Source organism: Micromonospora sp. NPDC003776, assembly GCF_053605645.1.
Map to the genome: position 1 here is coordinate 1 of NZ_JBSGJR010000082.1, position 17,062 is coordinate 17,062.

Annotated in this window: 20 protein-coding genes and 1 tRNA gene; 11 read left to right on the forward strand and 10 right to left on the reverse strand. The window is 71.7% G+C overall.

The features are described from left to right. Nucleotides 1-298: Rrf2 family transcriptional regulator (locus ACWEVO_RS10195; RefSeq protein WP_452307226.1), on the reverse strand; the 298-nt coding region annotated here is incomplete at its 3' end. Nucleotides 299-305: 7 nt separating this feature from the next. Further along, on the reverse strand, nucleotides 306-1,220 hold the full coding sequence (locus ACWEVO_RS10200) for a helix-turn-helix transcriptional regulator (protein WP_452307227.1): 915 nt from the start codon (nucleotides 1,218-1,220) through the stop codon (nucleotides 306-308). A gap of 168 nt (nucleotides 1,221-1,388) precedes the next feature. On the opposite strand from ACWEVO_RS10200, the gene ACWEVO_RS10205 reads away from it, so the two are divergent. After that, a complete protein-coding gene (locus tag ACWEVO_RS10205; protein WP_452307228.1) occupies nucleotides 1,389-2,168 on the forward strand; it encodes an SDR family oxidoreductase in 780 nt (259 codons plus the stop codon). Between the two features lie 68 nt (nucleotides 2,169-2,236). Here the strand turns inward: ACWEVO_RS10205 and ACWEVO_RS10210 are convergent, their stop codons facing one another. Beyond that, on the reverse strand, nucleotides 2,237-2,668 hold the full coding sequence (locus ACWEVO_RS10210; protein ID WP_007457244.1) for an SsgA family sporulation/cell division regulator: 432 nt from the start codon (nucleotides 2,666-2,668) through the stop codon (nucleotides 2,237-2,239). Between the two features lie 272 nt (nucleotides 2,669-2,940). On the opposite strand from ACWEVO_RS10210, the gene ACWEVO_RS10215 reads away from it, so the two are divergent. Next, the gene (locus ACWEVO_RS10215; RefSeq protein WP_452307244.1) at nucleotides 2,941-3,471 is read left to right on the forward strand and encodes a TIGR02611 family protein; all 531 of its coding nucleotides are present in this window, start codon (nucleotides 2,941-2,943) and stop codon (nucleotides 3,469-3,471) included. 51 nt (nucleotides 3,472-3,522) lie between these two features. Next, nucleotides 3,523-3,597, forward strand: a tRNA-Val gene (locus tag ACWEVO_RS10220). A gap of 56 nt (nucleotides 3,598-3,653) precedes the next feature. On the opposite strand, the gene ACWEVO_RS10225 is transcribed toward ACWEVO_RS10220, so the two are convergent. Further along, on the reverse strand, nucleotides 3,654-4,250 hold the full coding sequence (locus tag ACWEVO_RS10225; protein ID WP_452307229.1) for a tyrosine-type recombinase/integrase: 597 nt from the start codon (nucleotides 4,248-4,250) through the stop codon (nucleotides 3,654-3,656). A 95-nt stretch (nucleotides 4,251-4,345) separates the two neighbouring features. Next, entirely contained in the window at nucleotides 4,346-5,497 is a 1,152-nt protein-coding gene (locus ACWEVO_RS10230) for an epoxide hydrolase family protein (protein ID WP_452307230.1), read from the reverse strand. Between the two features lie 415 nt (nucleotides 5,498-5,912). Here ACWEVO_RS10230 and ACWEVO_RS10235 point away from each other — a divergent pair, with 415 nt between their 5' ends. The 5 genes from ACWEVO_RS10235 to ACWEVO_RS10255 all read left to right on the forward strand — a co-directional run bounded on the left by ACWEVO_RS10235 (nucleotide 5,913) and on the right by ACWEVO_RS10255 (nucleotide 9,206). Then, nucleotides 5,913-6,350 carry a hypothetical protein gene (locus ACWEVO_RS10235; RefSeq protein ID WP_452307231.1) on the forward strand — a complete coding sequence of 146 codons (438 nt, stop codon included), beginning with the start codon at nucleotides 5,913-5,915 and terminating at the stop codon, nucleotides 6,348-6,350. 278 nt (nucleotides 6,351-6,628) lie between these two features. Continuing rightward, nucleotides 6,629-7,732, forward strand: coding sequence for a phospho-N-acetylmuramoyl-pentapeptide-transferase (mraY, locus tag ACWEVO_RS10240; protein WP_452307232.1), 1,104 nt, complete (start codon nucleotides 6,629-6,631; stop codon nucleotides 7,730-7,732). A 255-nt stretch (nucleotides 7,733-7,987) separates the two neighbouring features. Beyond that, a complete protein-coding gene (locus ACWEVO_RS10245) occupies nucleotides 7,988-8,278 on the forward strand; it encodes a hypothetical protein (RefSeq protein WP_452307233.1) in 291 nt (96 codons plus the stop codon). A 63-nt stretch (nucleotides 8,279-8,341) separates the two neighbouring features. Continuing rightward, on the forward strand, nucleotides 8,342-8,920 hold the full coding sequence (locus ACWEVO_RS10250) for an alpha/beta fold hydrolase (RefSeq protein ID WP_452307234.1): 579 nt from the start codon (nucleotides 8,342-8,344) through the stop codon (nucleotides 8,918-8,920). Between the two features lie 16 nt (nucleotides 8,921-8,936). After that, on the forward strand, nucleotides 8,937-9,206 hold the full coding sequence (locus ACWEVO_RS10255) for a hypothetical protein (protein ID WP_452307235.1): 270 nt from the start codon (nucleotides 8,937-8,939) through the stop codon (nucleotides 9,204-9,206). Nucleotides 9,207-9,230: 24 nt separating this feature from the next. On the opposite strand, the gene ACWEVO_RS10260 is transcribed toward ACWEVO_RS10255, so the two are convergent. Continuing rightward, nucleotides 9,231-10,187 carry a helix-turn-helix domain-containing protein gene (locus ACWEVO_RS10260; protein WP_452307236.1) on the reverse strand — a complete coding sequence of 319 codons (957 nt, stop codon included), beginning with the start codon at nucleotides 10,185-10,187 and terminating at the stop codon, nucleotides 9,231-9,233. 97 nt (nucleotides 10,188-10,284) lie between these two features. Here ACWEVO_RS10260 and ACWEVO_RS10265 point away from each other — a divergent pair, with 97 nt between their 5' ends. Continuing rightward, nucleotides 10,285-11,346: a saccharopine dehydrogenase NADP-binding domain-containing protein gene (locus tag ACWEVO_RS10265; RefSeq protein ID WP_452307237.1), complete on the forward strand. Its 1,062-nt coding sequence runs from the start codon at nucleotides 10,285-10,287 to the stop codon at nucleotides 11,344-11,346. A gap of 45 nt (nucleotides 11,347-11,391) precedes the next feature. Here ACWEVO_RS10265 and ACWEVO_RS10270 read toward each other — a convergent pair whose 3' ends face one another. Further along, nucleotides 11,392-11,853, reverse strand: coding sequence for a hypothetical protein (locus ACWEVO_RS10270; RefSeq protein ID WP_452307238.1), 462 nt, complete (start codon nucleotides 11,851-11,853; stop codon nucleotides 11,392-11,394). 194 nt (nucleotides 11,854-12,047) lie between these two features. Between ACWEVO_RS10270 and ACWEVO_RS10275 the strand changes: the two genes are divergently transcribed. Further along, nucleotides 12,048-13,826 carry an FG-GAP repeat domain-containing protein gene (locus ACWEVO_RS10275; protein WP_452307239.1) on the forward strand — a complete coding sequence of 593 codons (1,779 nt, stop codon included), beginning with the start codon at nucleotides 12,048-12,050 and terminating at the stop codon, nucleotides 13,824-13,826. 48 nt (nucleotides 13,827-13,874) lie between these two features. Here the strand turns inward: ACWEVO_RS10275 and ACWEVO_RS10280 are convergent, their stop codons facing one another. After that, the gene (locus ACWEVO_RS10280; protein WP_452307240.1) at nucleotides 13,875-14,465 is read right to left on the reverse strand and encodes a dienelactone hydrolase family protein; all 591 of its coding nucleotides are present in this window, start codon (nucleotides 14,463-14,465) and stop codon (nucleotides 13,875-13,877) included. 63 nt (nucleotides 14,466-14,528) lie between these two features. On the opposite strand from ACWEVO_RS10280, the gene ACWEVO_RS10285 reads away from it, so the two are divergent. Continuing rightward, nucleotides 14,529-15,146, forward strand: coding sequence for a helix-turn-helix domain-containing protein (locus tag ACWEVO_RS10285; protein ID WP_452307241.1), 618 nt, complete (start codon nucleotides 14,529-14,531; stop codon nucleotides 15,144-15,146). A gap of 11 nt (nucleotides 15,147-15,157) precedes the next feature. Here the strand turns inward: ACWEVO_RS10285 and ACWEVO_RS10290 are convergent, their stop codons facing one another. Continuing rightward, on the reverse strand, nucleotides 15,158-15,619 hold the full coding sequence (locus ACWEVO_RS10290) for a DUF5709 domain-containing protein (RefSeq protein WP_452307242.1): 462 nt from the start codon (nucleotides 15,617-15,619) through the stop codon (nucleotides 15,158-15,160). Nucleotides 15,620-15,716: 97 nt separating this feature from the next. Continuing rightward, complete coding sequence (locus tag ACWEVO_RS10295) at nucleotides 15,717-16,856, reverse strand: alanine racemase (RefSeq protein WP_452307243.1); 1,140 nt, start codon at nucleotides 16,854-16,856, stop codon at nucleotides 15,717-15,719. Nucleotides 16,857-17,062: the final 206 nt, after the last annotated feature.

Genomic DNA, 17,062 nt, shown 5'->3' on the forward strand with positions numbered 1-17,062 from the left:
CGTTCGGCAGGCCGTAGCGCTGGCGGGCGTAGTCGAGGGCCTCCCAGCCCTCCATCTCCCGGCAGCCCTTCTTGTGCACCACCGGGGTCATCGGCCGGGCGAGGGTATAGCCGCCCTCGGCGCCGCGCTGCGCCCGGACGACCCCGGCCCGGCGCAGGTCGGCCAGCACGGCCTCCAGGAACTTGCGGGGCATGTCCTGGTCCGTCGCGATGGCCTGGGTGGACAGCAGCCGGGGGTACGCCTCGGCCAGGCTCAGTGCGGCCCGGACCGCGTAGTCGCCGCGCGCGGAGATCTGCACCCTGCCATCATGCCCGGCCGGGACCTGCCGGGGAGTCGGCGGGCGGACGGGGCCGCACCATGCGGACCGGGATCGCCCGCTCCCGGCCGGCCCGGAAGGCGCCGGGGCTGACCCCGACCTCCCGGGTGAAGAAGCGACCGAAGTTGGTCGGCTCCGGGAAGCCCAGCCGGCGGCCGATCCGGGCGATCGGCTCATCGGTGGCGGCGAGCAGCCGGCACGCCTGCAACGCCACCCGCTCGTCGATCACCTGCTTGGCGCTGCGGCCGGTCACCGCCAGGCAGGCCCGGGTCAGGGTACGCACCGAGCAGCCGAGCCGGGCGGCGTAGTCCTCGACCCGGCGGGTGTGCTGGTAGCCGCGTTCCACCTCGCGACAGAGCCGGCGGAAGGTCTCCGCCTCCGCCCGGTGCGCCGGTGGCTCCTCGGCGACCGGGAGCAGGCTCAGCCGCAGCAGCAGCACCGCGAGCTGGTGACGCAGCAGCGCCCGGGCCGCGGGCACCCCGGCGTGCCGGTCGGCGTCCACCGCCAGCTGGGTCACCTCGCTGATCACGGCGTCCTCGTCCTCGCCGGCGAGCTGCCGGTACGCCGGCACCGCGTCCGGGTCGACGTCCAGCCCGCGCAGCGTCCCGGCGCCCCAGCGCACCACCGTCGCGTCGAGGTGCGGGCCGAGGCAGCGCAGCGCCTGGCCGGGGCGCACCCGCAGCAGGGTGCCGGGGCGGCAGGGCACCGCCCGGAAGTCCAGCTCGGCGGTGCCGTGACCGCCGGTGACCAGGATCAGCAGCTCGGCGCCGAGCAGGACCGGGCGGGGCCAGCCGGGCTCGGGCGCGAGCTCGGCGAGCGCTCCGGTGCCGATCTCGTCGGCGTCGGGCCGGGCGGGAGGCAGGTCGGTACGGCTGGACGGGGGAAGCTGTCCGGTAGTGACCATCGTCCCGACGTTAACCGGCGGCGCTGCATCCTGCATCTCGGCATTTCCGCGGGTCGGGGCCGCTCTTGTCGGCCGGACGCGGGACGGTTAGGTTACCGATCGGTAGCGCCAGGGTCGCCGGACCGCCGGACCGATCCGCGGCCACCGCCGACTCGCGATGGGATGGGCATGACGGATCTGTTCTCGGTCGAAGGCAAGACGGTCCTGGTCACCGGGGGCTCACGGGGGATCGGACTGATGATCGCCCGGGGCTTCGTGCAGGCCGGCGCGAAGGTCATCATCTCGTCCCGGAAGGCGGACGTCTGCGAGACCGTGGCCGGGCAGCTGGCCGCCGAGGGCTCGTGCGAGGCGATCCCCGCCGACCTCGGCCACGACGAGGGCGCGCTGGGGCTGGCCGCGGCCGTGCGGGAGCGCACCGGCGACCGGCTCGACGTGCTGGTCAACAACGCGGGCGCGACCTGGGGCGCGCCGCTGGAGTCGTACCCGGAGAGCGCCTTCGACAAGCTCTGGGCGGTCAACGTCAAGGCCGTCTTCCGGCTCACCACCGCGCTGCTGCCGGCGCTGCGCGCGACGGCCACCGCCGACGACCCGGCCCGCGTGATCAACATCGGCTCGATCGACGGCCTCCGGGTGCCGTGGATGGAGGTGTACGCCTACTCCGCCACCAAGGCGGCCGTGCACATGCTCACCCGCAGCCTCGCCCACCAGCTCGCCGGCGAGCAGATCACGGTCAACGCGATCGCGCCGGGGCCGTTCGAGAGCAAGATGATGGCCTTCGCCCTGGACGACCCGGCGTCCCGGTCCGCCATCGAGCAGCAGGTGCCGCTGGGCCGGATCGGTCGTCCCGAGGACATGGCGGGCACCGCGATCTACCTGTCGTCCCGGGCCGGGGCGTACCTGACCGGGGCGGTCATCCCGGTCGACGGCGGGATCACGACGCACGGCTGACGCCGTACCCCGGTGACGGCCCGGGGCCGCGCGGACTCGGCAGATCCGCGCGGCCCCGGGGTGCGTCGTCAGCGGCCGGCGAGCAGCCGGTTCACCGCCGTGTCGACGTCCAGGTGCTCGGCCTCGCGGCCGCGCGGGACGACGACGTAGGTCCGGCGCAGGAACCGCACGAGCACGCTGCGCGGGACCTCGAAGAGGGCGTTGCCGTCCGGGGACGACAGCGCGAGCGCGACGAAGTCGCCTCGTGGGGTGGCCCAGGGCCACACCCGGACGTCGCCGATGCCGGCCGGCTCGTCGAGCCCGGTGACCAGCAGTTCGCGGGCGAACGACCAGCTCACCGCCTCACCGCCGGCAGATTCGGCGTGGAACAGGACATGGACCGCATACGGGTCAGCAGGGTCGTAACGCAGACTGGCACGCACCGGCAAGGCGGTGGCGTCAGGCGCGACGAGCCTTAGCGACGTCTCGACCTCTACGGTCGTCGGTCGGATGACACTCATGGACGTTCTCCCCCCGGCACCGCTGCGGAACGCGCGTGTCCCGCTTTTCCCATACTCAGGTGCTACTCCTGGCTACGCTCCGCCATACGCTGACTTCACCCAGTGGTGGGAAGGGGTTCGGAACGCCGCCGAGAATGTGAAAATTCTTGTAGGATTTCCGCTTCGCCCAGTCCGTGATCCGGCCCGGCAACGGGTGGTTCAGTCGTCGACTTACTCCGGTAACGTCCAGTCCTCAGCAGGGGTGACGGTCCCGGGCGACACTGGGGGTGGAAATGGTCCTCGGCTCCACTGAGGAACCCTTCGCGACCATGGCCGACCCACCGAAAGGAGCGGCCCGAACAGCCGAAAGGCGGGGGTACGAGGTGCCAGTCGAACGCGGTCCCCAGGGTCTCCTGGAGCGACGCCGCAGCGGTTGGCGGGGGCGGCTGCACACCACCCTCGAACTCATCCGGGCCAACCCCACCGGCCGGGTCGCGCTCAAGATCTTCATCGGCATCCTCGGCGCGCTCATCGTCACCGTGGGTATCGCCCTCATCCCGCTGCCCGGGCCCGGCTGGCTGCTCGTCATCGCCGGCCTCGGCGTCTGGGCCGTCGAGTTCCACTGGGCCCGCCGGCTGCTCGCCTTCACCCGCCGCCACGTCCAGGCCTGGACCCGCTGGGTGACCAGCAGGTCACTCGGCGTGCGCTTCCTGCTGGGCGCCGTCGGCCTGGTCTTCGTCTCCGCGGTGGTGTGGCTCTCGCTCAAGTACAGCCTCGGCATCGACCTCGTGGCCCGGGCGATGCACTACCTCGCGACGCACTGACCCCCGGGTTTTTGGTCCGGCTAGTGGATCAGGTAGAGTCATCGGCGCTGAGGGCGATTAGCTCAGCGGGAGAGCGCTTCGTTCACACCGAAGAGGTCACTGGTTCGATCCCAGTATCGCCCACCATGAATAATGCAAGCTCAAGGCCCCTCAATCGAGGGGCCTTGACTCGTCTATGAGGGTCAGTTCTCGCCCGGAGGCAGCGAGAAGGCAGCAAAGGACTTCAACACCCTGCGGTCGCGCTCAGCCGTTGAGTGGGTGTAGCGATTCAACGTCGTGGACGTCTGCTCGTGCCCCATCACCTTTGCCACGTCGTTGATCGGTACGCCGTCTGAGACCAACCAGGTTGCGTAGGAGTGCCGTAGGTCGTGAAAGCGCAATGCCGCCGGCAGACCGGCTCGTTGCACGGATGGCTTCCATGCCCGGCTCCGGAAGGTGCCCCGACGGATCGGCTCGCCTGTGCCCGTGGTGAAGACGAGCAGCTGGCCGTCGGTCCAGTTGGCGCGCTGGTGCTCGATGAGCGACTGCACCGCGAACGGTGGGATCGGGACCGAACGCCGGCCGGTCCTCGACTTCGGGTAGGGCTTGATGTTGACGTGACCCGAGACCTCCTCGGCGACGCGGATGACCCGGACCACGCCCAGGGCGAGGTCGAGGGCATCCCACTGCAAGCCGGCGCACTCACCCCACCTCAGGCCGGTGCCCGCAGCCAGGGCGACAAGTGAGCGGTAGTGGACCGGTACCGCCGCCAGGAGCCCCGAAGCGAAGTCGGCCAGCATCCGGGGCGACAGGAAGGCCGCGGTTCAACGCCGACTCGACCTCATGCGGTAACCGGCAGCGGGAGCCGGGCCGTATGACCCGGCTCCCTTGCTGATCAGTACGGGCGGAGCGACGTGAAGAACTGCCTCAGCTCGCCGGCGAGCAGGTCCGGTTCCTCCAGCGGCATGAAGTGCCCGCCCCTACCTGGTTCACTCCAGTGCTGGATGTTGGTGCAGGCGCGTTCGGCGATCTCGCGGGGGAAGTTGGCATGCGAGGGTTCGGTGCTCACCGTGAACGCGGACGGCACCGTGATGTCGGGCCGTGGGCTGTTGTGGGCGAAGTCGAAGTACTGGCGGAACGAGGAACCGATAGCGCCGCTGGTCCAGTACAGGGTGATGATCGTGAGCAGGGTGTCCCGGTCGAACCGGCTTTCCAGGTCCCCCTGGTTGTCACTCCAGTCTCGGTACTTGTCGATGAGCCAGGCGGCCAGCCCGGCTGGTGAGTCGACCAGCGCCGCGGCGATGGTGTCCGGCCGGGTCCCCATGATGGCGCTGTAGCCGCCATCGGTCTCGTCATACGCGGCCTCGGCGTCCAGGAATGCCTGCTCGGCGGGCGACAGCGGGTGGGCGTCGAAGCTGGCCGGGAACGGTGGGTGAATCATGTGAATGCCCGCTACCTGCTCGGGGTACAGCGCGCCCAGCCAGCCGGTGACCACGCCGCCGACATCGCCGCCGAAGGCGCCGTAGCGCTGGTAGCCAAGGACATCGGTCATCAACAGGTGCAACGTCTGCGCCATCGAAGCGCGGGTGAGCGGGCCCTTCGGCAGCTCCGAGTAGAGGAAGCCGGGCAGCGAGGGCACTACCACGTCGAAGGCGTCGGCCTGATCGCCCCCGTACTTCCCGGGGTCGGTCAGACGGTCGACCAGCGGCAGCATCTCCACGAAACTGCTAGGCCAGCCGTGACTCAGGATCAGTGGCAGCGGTGCGGGCGCGCCCGCCGGACGCAGCCCGGGTACGCGAATGAAATGCATACGCCGGCCGCCGATCTGGGCCTGGTAATGCGGCAATGCGTTGAGCTCGGCCTCACGAGCCCGCCAGTCGAACCCGTCGACCCAGTAGGACACCAGGTGCCGCAGGTAGTCGGGGTCGGTGCCGGCCTGCCACGGCTGATCGCCGCTGCGGTCGGTAAAGCGGGTACGGGCCAGTCGGACCCGCAGGTCGTCGAGCACCTCGTCGGGTACGTCGATACGGAACGGGGAGAAGGTCATTGTTCCTCCGGTTAGGAGGGCGCTCCCCGACGCGAGGTCAGCAGACAGGGATGGCCGGGTGGAGCGCCCAGACGTGACATTGGGTGTTCACCGAGCTCACCTCCCCTCATCGCTGACAGGGGTCACTGTACACATCCTCTTCTGCCGCGAGTCACGCGGCAGCAAGGGCGTCTCCCTGCCCGGGCTCTCACTCGCTCTCTGGACGATGAGCCTTACCACCAGCAGGTTCACGATGATCTGCTTGGCGATCAGACACTTCCAAACTGACGGTGGACGGACGGCTGATCGCTTGTGGCCGTGGAGTGCGCCACGCTTCCATCGGCGGCCCAGCCAGGGGGCCGCCCGCGCGCAGCTGGAGTCAAGTCGAGCCAGCGGGCCGTCCGTGGCGCTTGTGCGGACGTTGGAGGTGCTGACGGTGCGGAGTTCGCGCAGCGATGCCGGCTCAATTGGCTGGGGCGTGGCCTGGTTCTTTTGGAACATTCCGATTGCGCTGGCGGCAATCTCGCTGGCTTTCGTGGCGGTCACGCTGGCTCACCAGGTCTCGTCCGGTGACGGGGTGGACGTGTCCGGGCTGGTCAGCGCTTACCTCCTCGCCGTGCCGTGCGTCAGCTTCCTCGGGTGGTTGGGCGGCTCTAGCCTGATCGCGGCAGTCTGGGCGACCGGTGCCCGGAAACGTCTCCTCGCACGGCTCCCGGTTGTCGTCGTACCCGCGCTGCTGGCCGTGCCCGCGTCGGAGAATGGCATACAGGTGGCCTTCTACGTCTGCTCCGGCCTGGCCCTGGCGCTGGCCCTACGGCTGCCCGATGGCTCCGGGACGATCGAGCCAGCGGGCGTCCGAGGATCTAGTGGGTGACTGCGAGCGTGCCGCCACAGCTGCTCGAACTCGACGCCAAAACGCCTCGGAGCTGGCCCGGCATGACTGTCGTCGGACTCGGGTCGGCGAGTTACGAACCACGACGCTGTGAGGCCCAGGGGCTGCGCCGCTTGCGGTCGGATGGCAGGCTCCTGGCTCGTGATCAATGATCCCGCTATGGACTGTCTGCACGGCCAGCTCAGGTCGATACATCAGGCGCTGATCTGGAAGCTCGGTGGGGACGCCGTGAGAGATCCGGATCTCGTAACGGTTCGCCCGTGAGGGCGGTCATCGTCGCAGCCGCGGTCGCGTTCATCATCTCCCTGTTCGGCACGCCGGTGGCGATTCGCGTCTTCACCGCGCTCAAGGCCGGCCAGCCGATCCGATCCATCGGGCTCGCCAGCAACCAGGGCAAGAAGGGCACGCCCACGATGGGCGGCGTCGTCTTCATCGTGGCGACCGTCTTCGCCTACGTCGCCGGGCACCTCGCCCTGGCCACCCTGCCCGAGCGGCAGATCGCGCAGGAGGGCCCCACGATGACGGCCCTGGTGCTGCTCGGGCTGTTCGTCTTCTGCGGCGCGGTCGGCTTCTTCGACGACTTCCTCAAGGTGCTCCGGCGCAACTCCGACGGACTGTCCGCCAAAGGCAAGCTGCTCGGCCAGGCGATCGTCGGCGGCGGGTTCGGCATCGCCGCGCTCCACGTGCCGAGCACCAACGGCCAGACGGTGGCCAGCGAGCACATCTCGCTCATCCGCGACATCAGCTGGCTCGACGTCGGCAAGGTCGGCTCGGTGATCGTGTTCGTCTTCGTGATCACGGCGATGTCGAACGGCGTGAACCTCACCGACGGCCTCGACGGCTTGGCCACCGGAGCGTCGATCCTGGTGTTCGGCGCGTACGCGCTGATCGGGTTCTGGCAGTACCGGCACTGGTGCGCCGACGACGCGTACGCCCGCGTGAACGAATACTGCTACCAGGTCCGGGATCCCCTGGAGATCGCCATGATCGCGGCGGCGGCGGCCGGCGCCTGTGTGGGCTTCCTGTGGTGGAACACGTCCCCGGCGCGGATCTTCATGGGGGACGTGGGCTCGCTCGCGCTCGGCGGCCTGATCGGCGGGCTCGCGGTGGCAACCCGCACCACGCTGCTTTCGATCATGATCGGCGGGCTCTTCGTCATCGTCACGACGACCTGGGTGATCCAGATCGTCTCGTTCCGGACCACCGGTAGACGTGTCTTCCGGATGGTGCCGTTGCACCACCACTTTGAGCTAGGTGGATGGAGCGAGGTCAATATCGTGGTCCGGTTCTGGATCGTGGCCGGCGTCTGCGTGGCGGTCGGTCTGGGCCTGTTCTACTCGGATTTCCTGACGGTCGTTGGATAAGGCCACGCGACAAGCCTGTGTCGTGCCAGCCGCCACAGCGATGAGGCAGAGACCAGCCCCGTTCAGCCTGGCACCTGCAGGATGACCAGCTGAGTGACGGTGGCCATGCACAACGGCGGATGCCGATGGCCGTTGACGCAGCTCAAGCGTGCTCAGGAGGGACGGGCGGGCAGCGGCGCGTACGGGTTGATGCCAGGATTGGCCTGTCGCCCATGCGCGACCTCGGTCAGCCCGAGGAAGCCGCCAGGAGGTGCCGTGCACTTGCTATCGGGCTGGGTCTGCCTCGGGATTGGCGTGCTGTTGGCGCTTCGCGCGGTCCGGCTGCTCCGGATGGAGAGGCAGCAGCATCAGCGGCCGCTTCGCCGGGAGCCCCTGAGCGGACGCGAGTTGCTGGGGGAGGGCCTCGCGCTCGCCGTGCTCGGGGCCGGCAACCTGCTCGGTGGCCGTTGGGTGCTGCTGGCCGTACCGGCGGTGATCGTCATCGTGGTACTCGCCGTGCGGCTCTTCCTGCGCCTGGCCGCCGGCTGGTCCCGCCGACCGGGCTGACCGGGCGCCGGGTCCGCCCCGACCGGCGGCGAGGATCGAACGGGGGCGCGGAGGAGGATCATCATGGCAGGGACCCGGCAGGTTCTGTTCATTCAGGGCGGCGGCGCGGGCGTGCACGACGAATGGGATGAGAAGCTGTGCGACAGCCTGCGGCGGGAGCTGGGGGAGGGCTACGAGGTCCGCTACCCGCGCATGCCCGACGAGGACGATCCGAGCTACACCAGGTGGAGCGCGGCCATCCGGCGTGAGCTGGCGGCCTTGGAGGATGGCGCGGTCGTCGTCGGCCACTCGGTGGGCGGGACCATCCTCGTCAACGCGCTCGCTGAACGGTCACCCGAGCGGAAGCCGGGGACGATCGTGCTGATCGCCGCTCCGTTCGTCGGCGCGGGCGGGTGGCCCGGCGACGAGTTCGAGCTGCCCGACGACCTTGGCGCGAGGCTGCCGCACGGCGTGCCGGTGCACGTGTTCCATGGGCTCGGGGACGAGACCGCCCCGCCGTCGCACGCCGACCTGTACGCCCGCGCCATTCCGCAGGCACAGCTGCACCGGCTGCCCGGGCGCGATCACCAGCTGGACAACGACCTGAGCGAGGTGGCGAGGACGGTCAGGGCCGGCGACCTGGGACCCGCGGCCGAGGGCTAGCAAAGTTGGTGCCGCCGTGAACGATGGCGAGGTCACGGTTCACGAGCACTCGGGCGCGCAGCCAGCGCGTGAGGTGATCCATACCGGCGACAACTCCTGGATCGTCGGCGACGGTGTGAACGACCCGAATCAGCCCGGCGCGGTGGTGGTGACGTGGATCAGGCACGTCGTTGAGCGGAACTCGTCGGTGGCTCAACTGGCGAGCCTCCCGGTGGGCCAGGTGGCCTACCGCGAGAACCTCGGCCGGCCATTGTTGATCGAACCCCACCCATGGCCCGAGGAATGACGGTGCCGGCGCGTGCCTGAGACATCAGGAGGCCGCTGACGGCCGGGCGCTGCGGAAGGTGCGGCGGTAGGCGTCCGGCGGTACGCCGACGGTGCGGTGGAAGTGCCGGCGCAGGGTAGTTGCCGTCCCCATGCCGGCCGCCTCCGCGATGACATCGATGCCGGCGTCGGTGTTCTCCAGCAGCTCCTGGGCCCGCCGGATCCGCTGCGTCGACAGCCACTGCAGCGGGGTGGTGCCGGTCGCCGACCGGAAGTGGCGGGCCAGGTTGCGCGAGCTCATGTTCGCCTGGCGGGCCAGGTCCTCGACGGTCAGCGGCAGGTGCAGCCGCTCCATCGCCCAGGGGAGCAGGGCGGCGAGGGGGTGGTCGTCGCGGGCCGGCACCGGGGTGGTGACGAACTGGGCCTGGCCGCCGGCGCGGTGCGGCGGCACGACCAGGCGGCGGGCGACGGCGTTGGCGACCGTCGAGCCGTGGTCGCGGCGGATCAGGTGCAGGCACAGGTCGATCGCGGCGGCCTTGCCGGCGGAGGCGAGCACGGTGCCGTTGTCGACGTAGAGCACGTCCGGGTCGACCTGCACCCGGGGATAGCGGCTGGCCAGCGCCTCGGTGTGGGCCCAGTGCGTGGTCGCGCGCAGCCCGTCCAGCACCCCGGCGGCGGCCAGCACGAACGCCCCCGTGCAGAGGGAGACCATCCGGGCGCCCGCCTCGTGGGCCGCGCGGACGCCGTCGAGCAGTTCCGGCGGCACCTCGGCGTCGATGTCCTCGACGGCGGGGATGATCACGGTGTCGGCGCGGGCGAGGCGGTCCAGCCCGTCGTCAGGTTCAACGCGGAAGCTGCCCACCCGGACCGGGCCCGGGCCGCAGATCACGAGGTCGTACCACGGGTCCGCCAGGCCGGAGGGGTCGCGGACGAAGACCTCGCAGGCCATGGCGAGCTCAAAGTGCAGCATCCCGTCGGTGGCGGCGAGCGCGACAGTGGCCATGTCCGAAACTGTACGGGGCATGGCGTTCCGGACACTGGTCGGGGGTCGGCCGCTGCCGAAGGATCTCCTCAGACGATCTTTCGAGGAGGAACCGCAGATGGTTTCGGACAAGACGGTGGCGGTGTTCGGCGCGTACGGGCACACCGGGCGGTTCGTGGTGACGGAGTTGCGCGATCGCGGGTTCGTCCCGCTGCTTCTCGGCCGCAACGCGGGCCGGCTCCGGGCGCTGGCGGCGGCGCATCCGGGGCTCGACCACCGGGTGGCGTCGGTCGACGATCCGGCCTCGCTCGACCGGGCGTTGGCGGGCGCGGCCGCGGTCGTCAACTGCGCCGGCCCGTTCGCCTCGACCGCGGCTCCGGTGATCGAGGCCGCCCTGCGTGCCGGGATCCCGTACGTGGACGTGGCGGCCGAGATCGAGGCCAACGTCGACACGTTCACGCACTTCACCGACCGCGCCCGGGCCGCCGGCGTCGCGGTGGTCCCGGCGATGGCCTTCTACGGCGGACTCGGCGACCTGCTGGTCACGACGGCGATGGGTGACTGGACAGCGGCCGACGAGGCGCACATCGCGTACGGGCTGAGCAGTTGGCATCCCACGGCCGGAACCATCGCCTCCGGCGCGGTCTCCCGGGAACGGCGCGACGGCCGGCGGGTCCGCTACACCGGTGGCCGGCTGGAGTACCACCTCGACGAGGGTGACCTGCCGATCCTGGACTGGGACTTTCCCGCGCCGACCGGCCGCCGGACCGTGCTCGGCGAGTTCACCATGGCCGACGTCGTCACCGTCCCCAGCCACCTGTCCGTCCCCGAGGTGCGCACGTACATGACCGCCGACGCGGCCAACGACCTGGCCGGTCCCGACACACCCGCGCCGGCCGCCGTCGACGAGCGCGGCCGGTCCGCCCAGACGTTCACCGTCGACGTCGTCGTGCGCTCCGGCGACGCGCAACGCCGCGTCGTCGCCAGCGGCCGGGACATCTACGCCATCAGCGCGCCGCTCGCGGTCGAGGCGGTCCAGCGCATCCTCGACGGCCGGACGAGGGCCAGTGGCGTCGCCTCCGCCGGCGCGATCTTCGACGCGCCCGACTTCCTCCGCGCGCTCTCCGCGGACCTCGCGATCGAACCCTGCCGCGAGTCCCGGGTGCCACAGCTCGCCTGACCGGCCGGCCGCAGGCGGCCGACCGGCGGCCGGGGCCGGCGGTCGCTACGGCTGTCCACCGATGGCGAGGTGCGGCGCCATGTAGCGGATCAGGGGGCCGTCCGGGTCGCCGTAGTCGAGGATGATGTCCGGTTCCCCACCCGCCGCCGACGGCTTGTCCGTGTTCCCGGGGTGGGCCTCGGCACGGCGGGCGGTGGGGACGCCGGCGGGGGTGACCCTGACGTTCACCCGCTGCACGGCACGGTCCGTCTCCGTGTCGAATCCGCTCACGATGACCACCAGCACCGGACCGCCTTCCGGCTGCGACGGGTCCGGTTCGGCGGGCAGGCAGCGGCAGGTCCGGCCACGGGCGTGCAACGCCTGCGCCAGGTGGCCGACCAGGGCGAGGCGGGCCGCGGGACAGGTCACCGCCACCCGCAGGCCCCGGCCTACCGATGCCGCCACCACGGCATCGGCGATGGCGGCCAGTGCCACACGCTCGCGTCCCACCACGGAGAGATCAGACACGCCCGTGCCCTTCGTCCAGGCTCGACTTCACCGCCCTGGAAGCGCGACGCACCCGGGTGACCGTTACATCGCACCACCGACCGCTCACGAGCGGACGAGACCCGCGAGGCCGTGGGAGCCATGACGAGCGGAGTTGTCACACCCGTGGAACACTCAGCCCATCGATCGGCTCCGGCCGGACATGGGGGAACGTCATGGCGCTTCGTCGTATCGCGGTGGCCACGCTCGTACCGGCTCTCCTGGCCCCGCTCGGGCCGGTCGCCTCCGCCGCGCCACCGGTGGGTGCGCTGTCGACGGTCGCCGCCGACGCCGTCGCCGAGCCGGTCTTCGGGCCGGCCCAGGCCATTCCGGTGGGGCCGGTCCCGGAGGCGACCGCGATCGGCGACGTCACCGGCGACGGCCGGGCCGACGTGCTGCTCGGCATGATGGTCGACGCCGACCCGTCCGATGTCTACGACCTGCTCGTCTTCCCGCAGCAGGGGGACGGCTCGCTCGGCTCGCCGGTCCGGTACCGGACGGGCCTCAGCTCCGGCGACCGGGCGGGCATGGGTGTCATGGTGCTGGACGCCAACGGTGACGGGCGGCGGGACGTGGCGCTGTCCACCCGCGCGGGCGTCCAGCTCCTCACCCAGACGACGGAGGGGAAGCTGGCGATGGGGCGCCTCGTCGCCGGCACCGTGGGCGCCGAGTTCATCGCCGCCGCCGACATGGATCGCGACGGCGACACGGACCTCGTGGTCAACGGTGAGGCCGGCACGCAACTGCTGCGCCAGGACCCCGTCGGCGTCTTCGTGGCGTCCCCCGTCGGGCCGGAGTGGGGGTACGCGATCGCGGTCGGCGACGTGGACTCCGACGGCTGGCCGGACATCGCCGTCTGCGGCCGGCGCCGCGACGTGCTCATCTACCACCACGCGACCACGGGATGGACCCGTACCGCGCACACCCCCGTCTTCGGGTACTGGGACGTACAGGAAGGCATCGAGATCGCCGACGTCAACGGTGACCGGCGCGCGGACGTGGCGGTCACGGTCAGCGGCAACGTCCCTGGTGCGCTGCTCAACGTCTTCCCACAGACCTCGACCGGCGGCCTGGCCGCGCCCGTCGTCTATCAGACGCCGGACACCCCGCAGCCCGTCAAGGCGGCCGACCTGAACGCGGACGGGCGCCAGGACCTGGTCCTCGCGCACGGCGGCTGGTTCCAGGTCAGCGTGCTGTTGCAGGCGTCGGCCGGCACGCTCGGTGCCCCGGTCTCCTACCCCGTCCCGTTCAACAGCAACTATCACAGCCAGGGCCTCGCGCTGGGGGACATCAACGGCGACAAGCGGGTCGACGCGGTGCTCGCCGACCGCAGCAGCAACCTGGTCGTGCTGCGCAACATCTATCGCGCCGGTACCGCGCTGAGCGGCGCCACCAGCGCCACCTCTGTCACGTACGGCGCCAGGGTCACGGTCTCCGGGCGGCTGACCCGCTCCGACACCGGAGCCGGCATCGCCGGCGTGCCGGTGCAGCTGTACGTCCGCCGCAAGGGCACCAGGAACTGGCTGCTGGTGGGCGCCGCCACCAGCACCGGCACCGGCGCGGTGACCCTGACCCACCCGCCGAGGTGGAGCGTGGACTACCGGTGGAACTACGGGGGCTCGGCGACGTTCCTGGGCAGCGCGAGCGCCCTGCGGCCGGTGGGGGTGCGGACGGCGGTGGGCGCGACGCTGTCGCGTACCTCGACCGCGCTGGGCGGATCCGTGACCCTGTCCGGGTCCGTGGCACCCGGGCACCCCACGCAGGTGGTGTATCTGCAGCGGCTGGTCAACGGCTCGTGGACCACCGTCACGAGTCGCCCGCTGACGTCGATCAGCACGTACGAGTTCCCGATCACGCCGTCGTCGCGGGGCACGTACTACTACCGGATCCACAAGCCTGCGGACACCGATCACCTGGCGGGCTACAGCGGCACCCGTACCCTCACCGTCTCCTGACCTGCGCGGACGGCCGGCCGTGCCCGCCCGCGCAGGAAAGGTGGGGGATCAGCCGAGCCGGTCGAGGAAGTCCCGCGAGCGTTCCACCACCAGCGCCGTCGCCTCCGCGTCGTACGACGGCAGCGAGCTGTCGGTGAACAGGTGCTGGTCGCCCGGGTAGAGGTACAGCTCGCCCCGGTCGGGGCCGACGATCTCGACCAGCTCGCGGGCGGCGTCGAGGTCGCCCTCGAGCGCGAAGAACGGGTCCTTCTCCATGCCGTGGATCTGCACCGGCACCCCGTCGGGCCACGGGCCGAAGGCCCACTCGCCGGTGACCGGGATGCACGCCTCGTAGAGCAGTGCACCGCGGGCACCGGCGCGGGTCTGCGCGAACCGCTGCGCCCGGGCGGCGCCCCAGGAGCAGCCAGCGTAGACCAGGCCGGCGGGCAGGTCGGCCACGGCCCGGTCGGCGCGCCCGGTCAGCGCCTCGTCGCCGATCCGCCGGGCGAGGGCGAGCCCGTCCTCCAGGGTGGCCGGTCGCTTCCCGTCGAACAGGTCGGGCGTGTGCACGGTGTGCCCGCCGGCGCGGAGCTCCTCGGCGAAGGCGCGGACTCCGTCGGTGAGCCCCTGGACGTGGTGGAACAGGACGACCTCGGCCATCTCTACACTCCTGTCATCGGACCACGGTGATCGAATGATCCAATATTCTAGAACGGTCGAGAAATGTCGGTCAATGAGCGGATCCCGGACTACGACCTCGACGACATGCTGGTGGTCAGCGCGCCCGACCAGCTGCGGGCGCTGGCCGACCCGCTGCGCTCCACCCTGCTGGAGCTGCTGCTCGAACGCGCTGCCACGGTCGGCGAGCTGGCGCAGGCGGTCGACCGGCCCAAGAGCAGCGTCGCGTACCACGTGAACCTGCTGGTCACCGCCGGCCTGCTCCGGGTGGTGCGGACCCGGCGGGTACGGGCGATCGAGGAGCGCTTCTACGGGCGGGTGGCCCGCACCTACTACGTCGGGGCGCTCAACCGGCCGGAGGACAAGCAGGTCGTGGCCGCGATCAACGGACTGGCGGAGGCGGCCGCCGAATCCGCCGCGGCCCACGCGGCCGACGAGCTGCGGTGCACGCTGGTGCACGCCCGCATCCCGATCGAGGAGGTGCGGAACTTCTGGGCGGAGGTCCAGGCGCTCGCCCGCCGCTTCGCCCAGATCCCCCGGGCGGGCGACCAGGTGTACGGGTTCGCCGCCGGCCTCTATCCCACCGACGCCCCCACCCTCCCGGACGCCGGCCTCGACGACGACCCGCCGGAGGCTCCCGGGGTCGTGAGCCCAGCCCGCTGAGGGACCGGTCGCTACCGCAGCGGGCCGTCGCCCGGGCCGTCCGGGTCCTCGACCAGGTGGATCGCGGCTTCCTCCGCGCTGGCCCCGCCGCCGTCGATCCCGGCGTCCCAGGCGACCGAGTCCGCCTCCTGGTCCTCGCCGAAGCCCTCGTCCGGGGCGACCAGGCGTCCGGTCCGCGCCTCCCGCTCGTACCCCCGGCGGCTCAACTCGTCCTCGTCGTCGGCCGGCTCGGCGTACGGGTCGATGTCCGGTTCCTCCTGGGCGAGCAGCTGCGCGAGGGACTCCCCGGCCCGCTCCTCCGCCGGCGTGGTGCCGAACCGGTTCGCCGCCGTCCAGTGGTCCGCCGTGACGATCCCGGTGTCGAGGGGATCACCCACCCGGTCGTCGTCGAGGGTGTCCGAGGCGTCCAGCACGCCGTCGTCCTCGGCCACGTTCCACTCGTCTGCGACGTCGGTCCGCTCGGTCTGGCTCATGGCGTTCCCTCCCTGGTCACGACCCCGTGCACAGCTCAGCCTAGGACCGTGCCGGCGCCGGCGGTACGGCGGGTCGGCGCGCCCCGGCCGGGCCGGTTCAGCTGTTGGCGCCGCGGGCGGCGACGGCCCAGCGGTCGACCTCCCGGCCGCCGGAGACCACGACGAACTCGTCGGCGAGGTTGACCGCGGTGCAGACGTGGTTGGGGGCCACCCGTACGACGTCCCCGAGCGCCGGGACGGGGACGCCGGCGGGGAAGGTGACCGTGGCGTGGTGCTCGGAGAGCGCGGTGACGCGGGCGTCGGGATGGTCGGGCAGCCGGCCACACCCGGTCGCCCAGGCCGGCTGGTCCGCCCCGAGGACCTTGCTGCCCGCGTCGAGGATGACCCGCGACCCGGACCGGCTCACCACCGTGGCGGCGATGGTGAGCGCGACGTCCGGCCAGCCGCAGGTGCCCAGCTCGACCTGCTGCGCGTCGTTGAAGACGTACACCCCGGGGCGCATCTCGGTGAGCCCCCGGGGATCCGCCAGCGACGCGGTGGGCGTCGAGCCGCCGCTGCGTACCGTCGGATCGATGGCGACGGCCGTGAGCGCCGCTGCCGCCCGGTCCAGCGCGGTGGCCTCGTCGGCCGCCGCCTCGTTCCGCCGGCCCGGGGCGTAGCCGTGGCCGGGGAAGGTGAACACCCCGGCGACCCGCCCGCCACGCCGGTCCGCCGCCAGCGCCACCTCGCCGGCCGACTCCGGCCGCACCCCGCTGCGGTGATGCCCGCTGTCGACCTCGACGAGCAGCTCGACACCGGTGCCCCGCACCGCGTCGGCGAGCAGCGCGGCGCCCTCCGGCGAGTCCACCCCGACCCGCAGCGACGCGCGTTCGGCGAGCGCGCGCAGCCGCCGGGCGCGGGCCGGCGACGCCCAGATCGGGTACGCGATGAAGAGGTCGGTGAAGCCGGCCTCGGTGAACACCTCGGCCTCGCCGATCGTGGCGACGGTCAGCCCCACCGCGCCGGCCTCCCGCTGCCGGCGGGCGATCTGCAGGCACTTGTGGGTCTTGGCGTGGGGCCGCAGGGTGATCCCGCGCCCGGCGGCGGCCGCCGCCATCGCGGTCAGGTTGCGGTCCAGCACGTCGACGTCGACCACGGGATACGGCGTACTCAGCTCTGCGGGCATGTCCGCGATCATGCCACCGGCGCTCCGGCGATGGCCGGTGCGCGCGCCGTACGGGTCGACGGTCGTCGACATCAGGTCAGCGGCTCCATAGACTCCGGTCGTTCTGGTACCACGAGTCCAGGGAGGACCCACGTGTCGAGCGAAACCCGGCCGCACGCCCTACCGCCGCTGCTGTCCCGCCTCGCCGGGGTGGCGGTGATCTCCGCCGCGCTGGTCGCCACCGGAGGCGCCGCCGCGCAGGCGGCCCCGGCCGCCCCGCCGCAGCCCACCCAGGGACC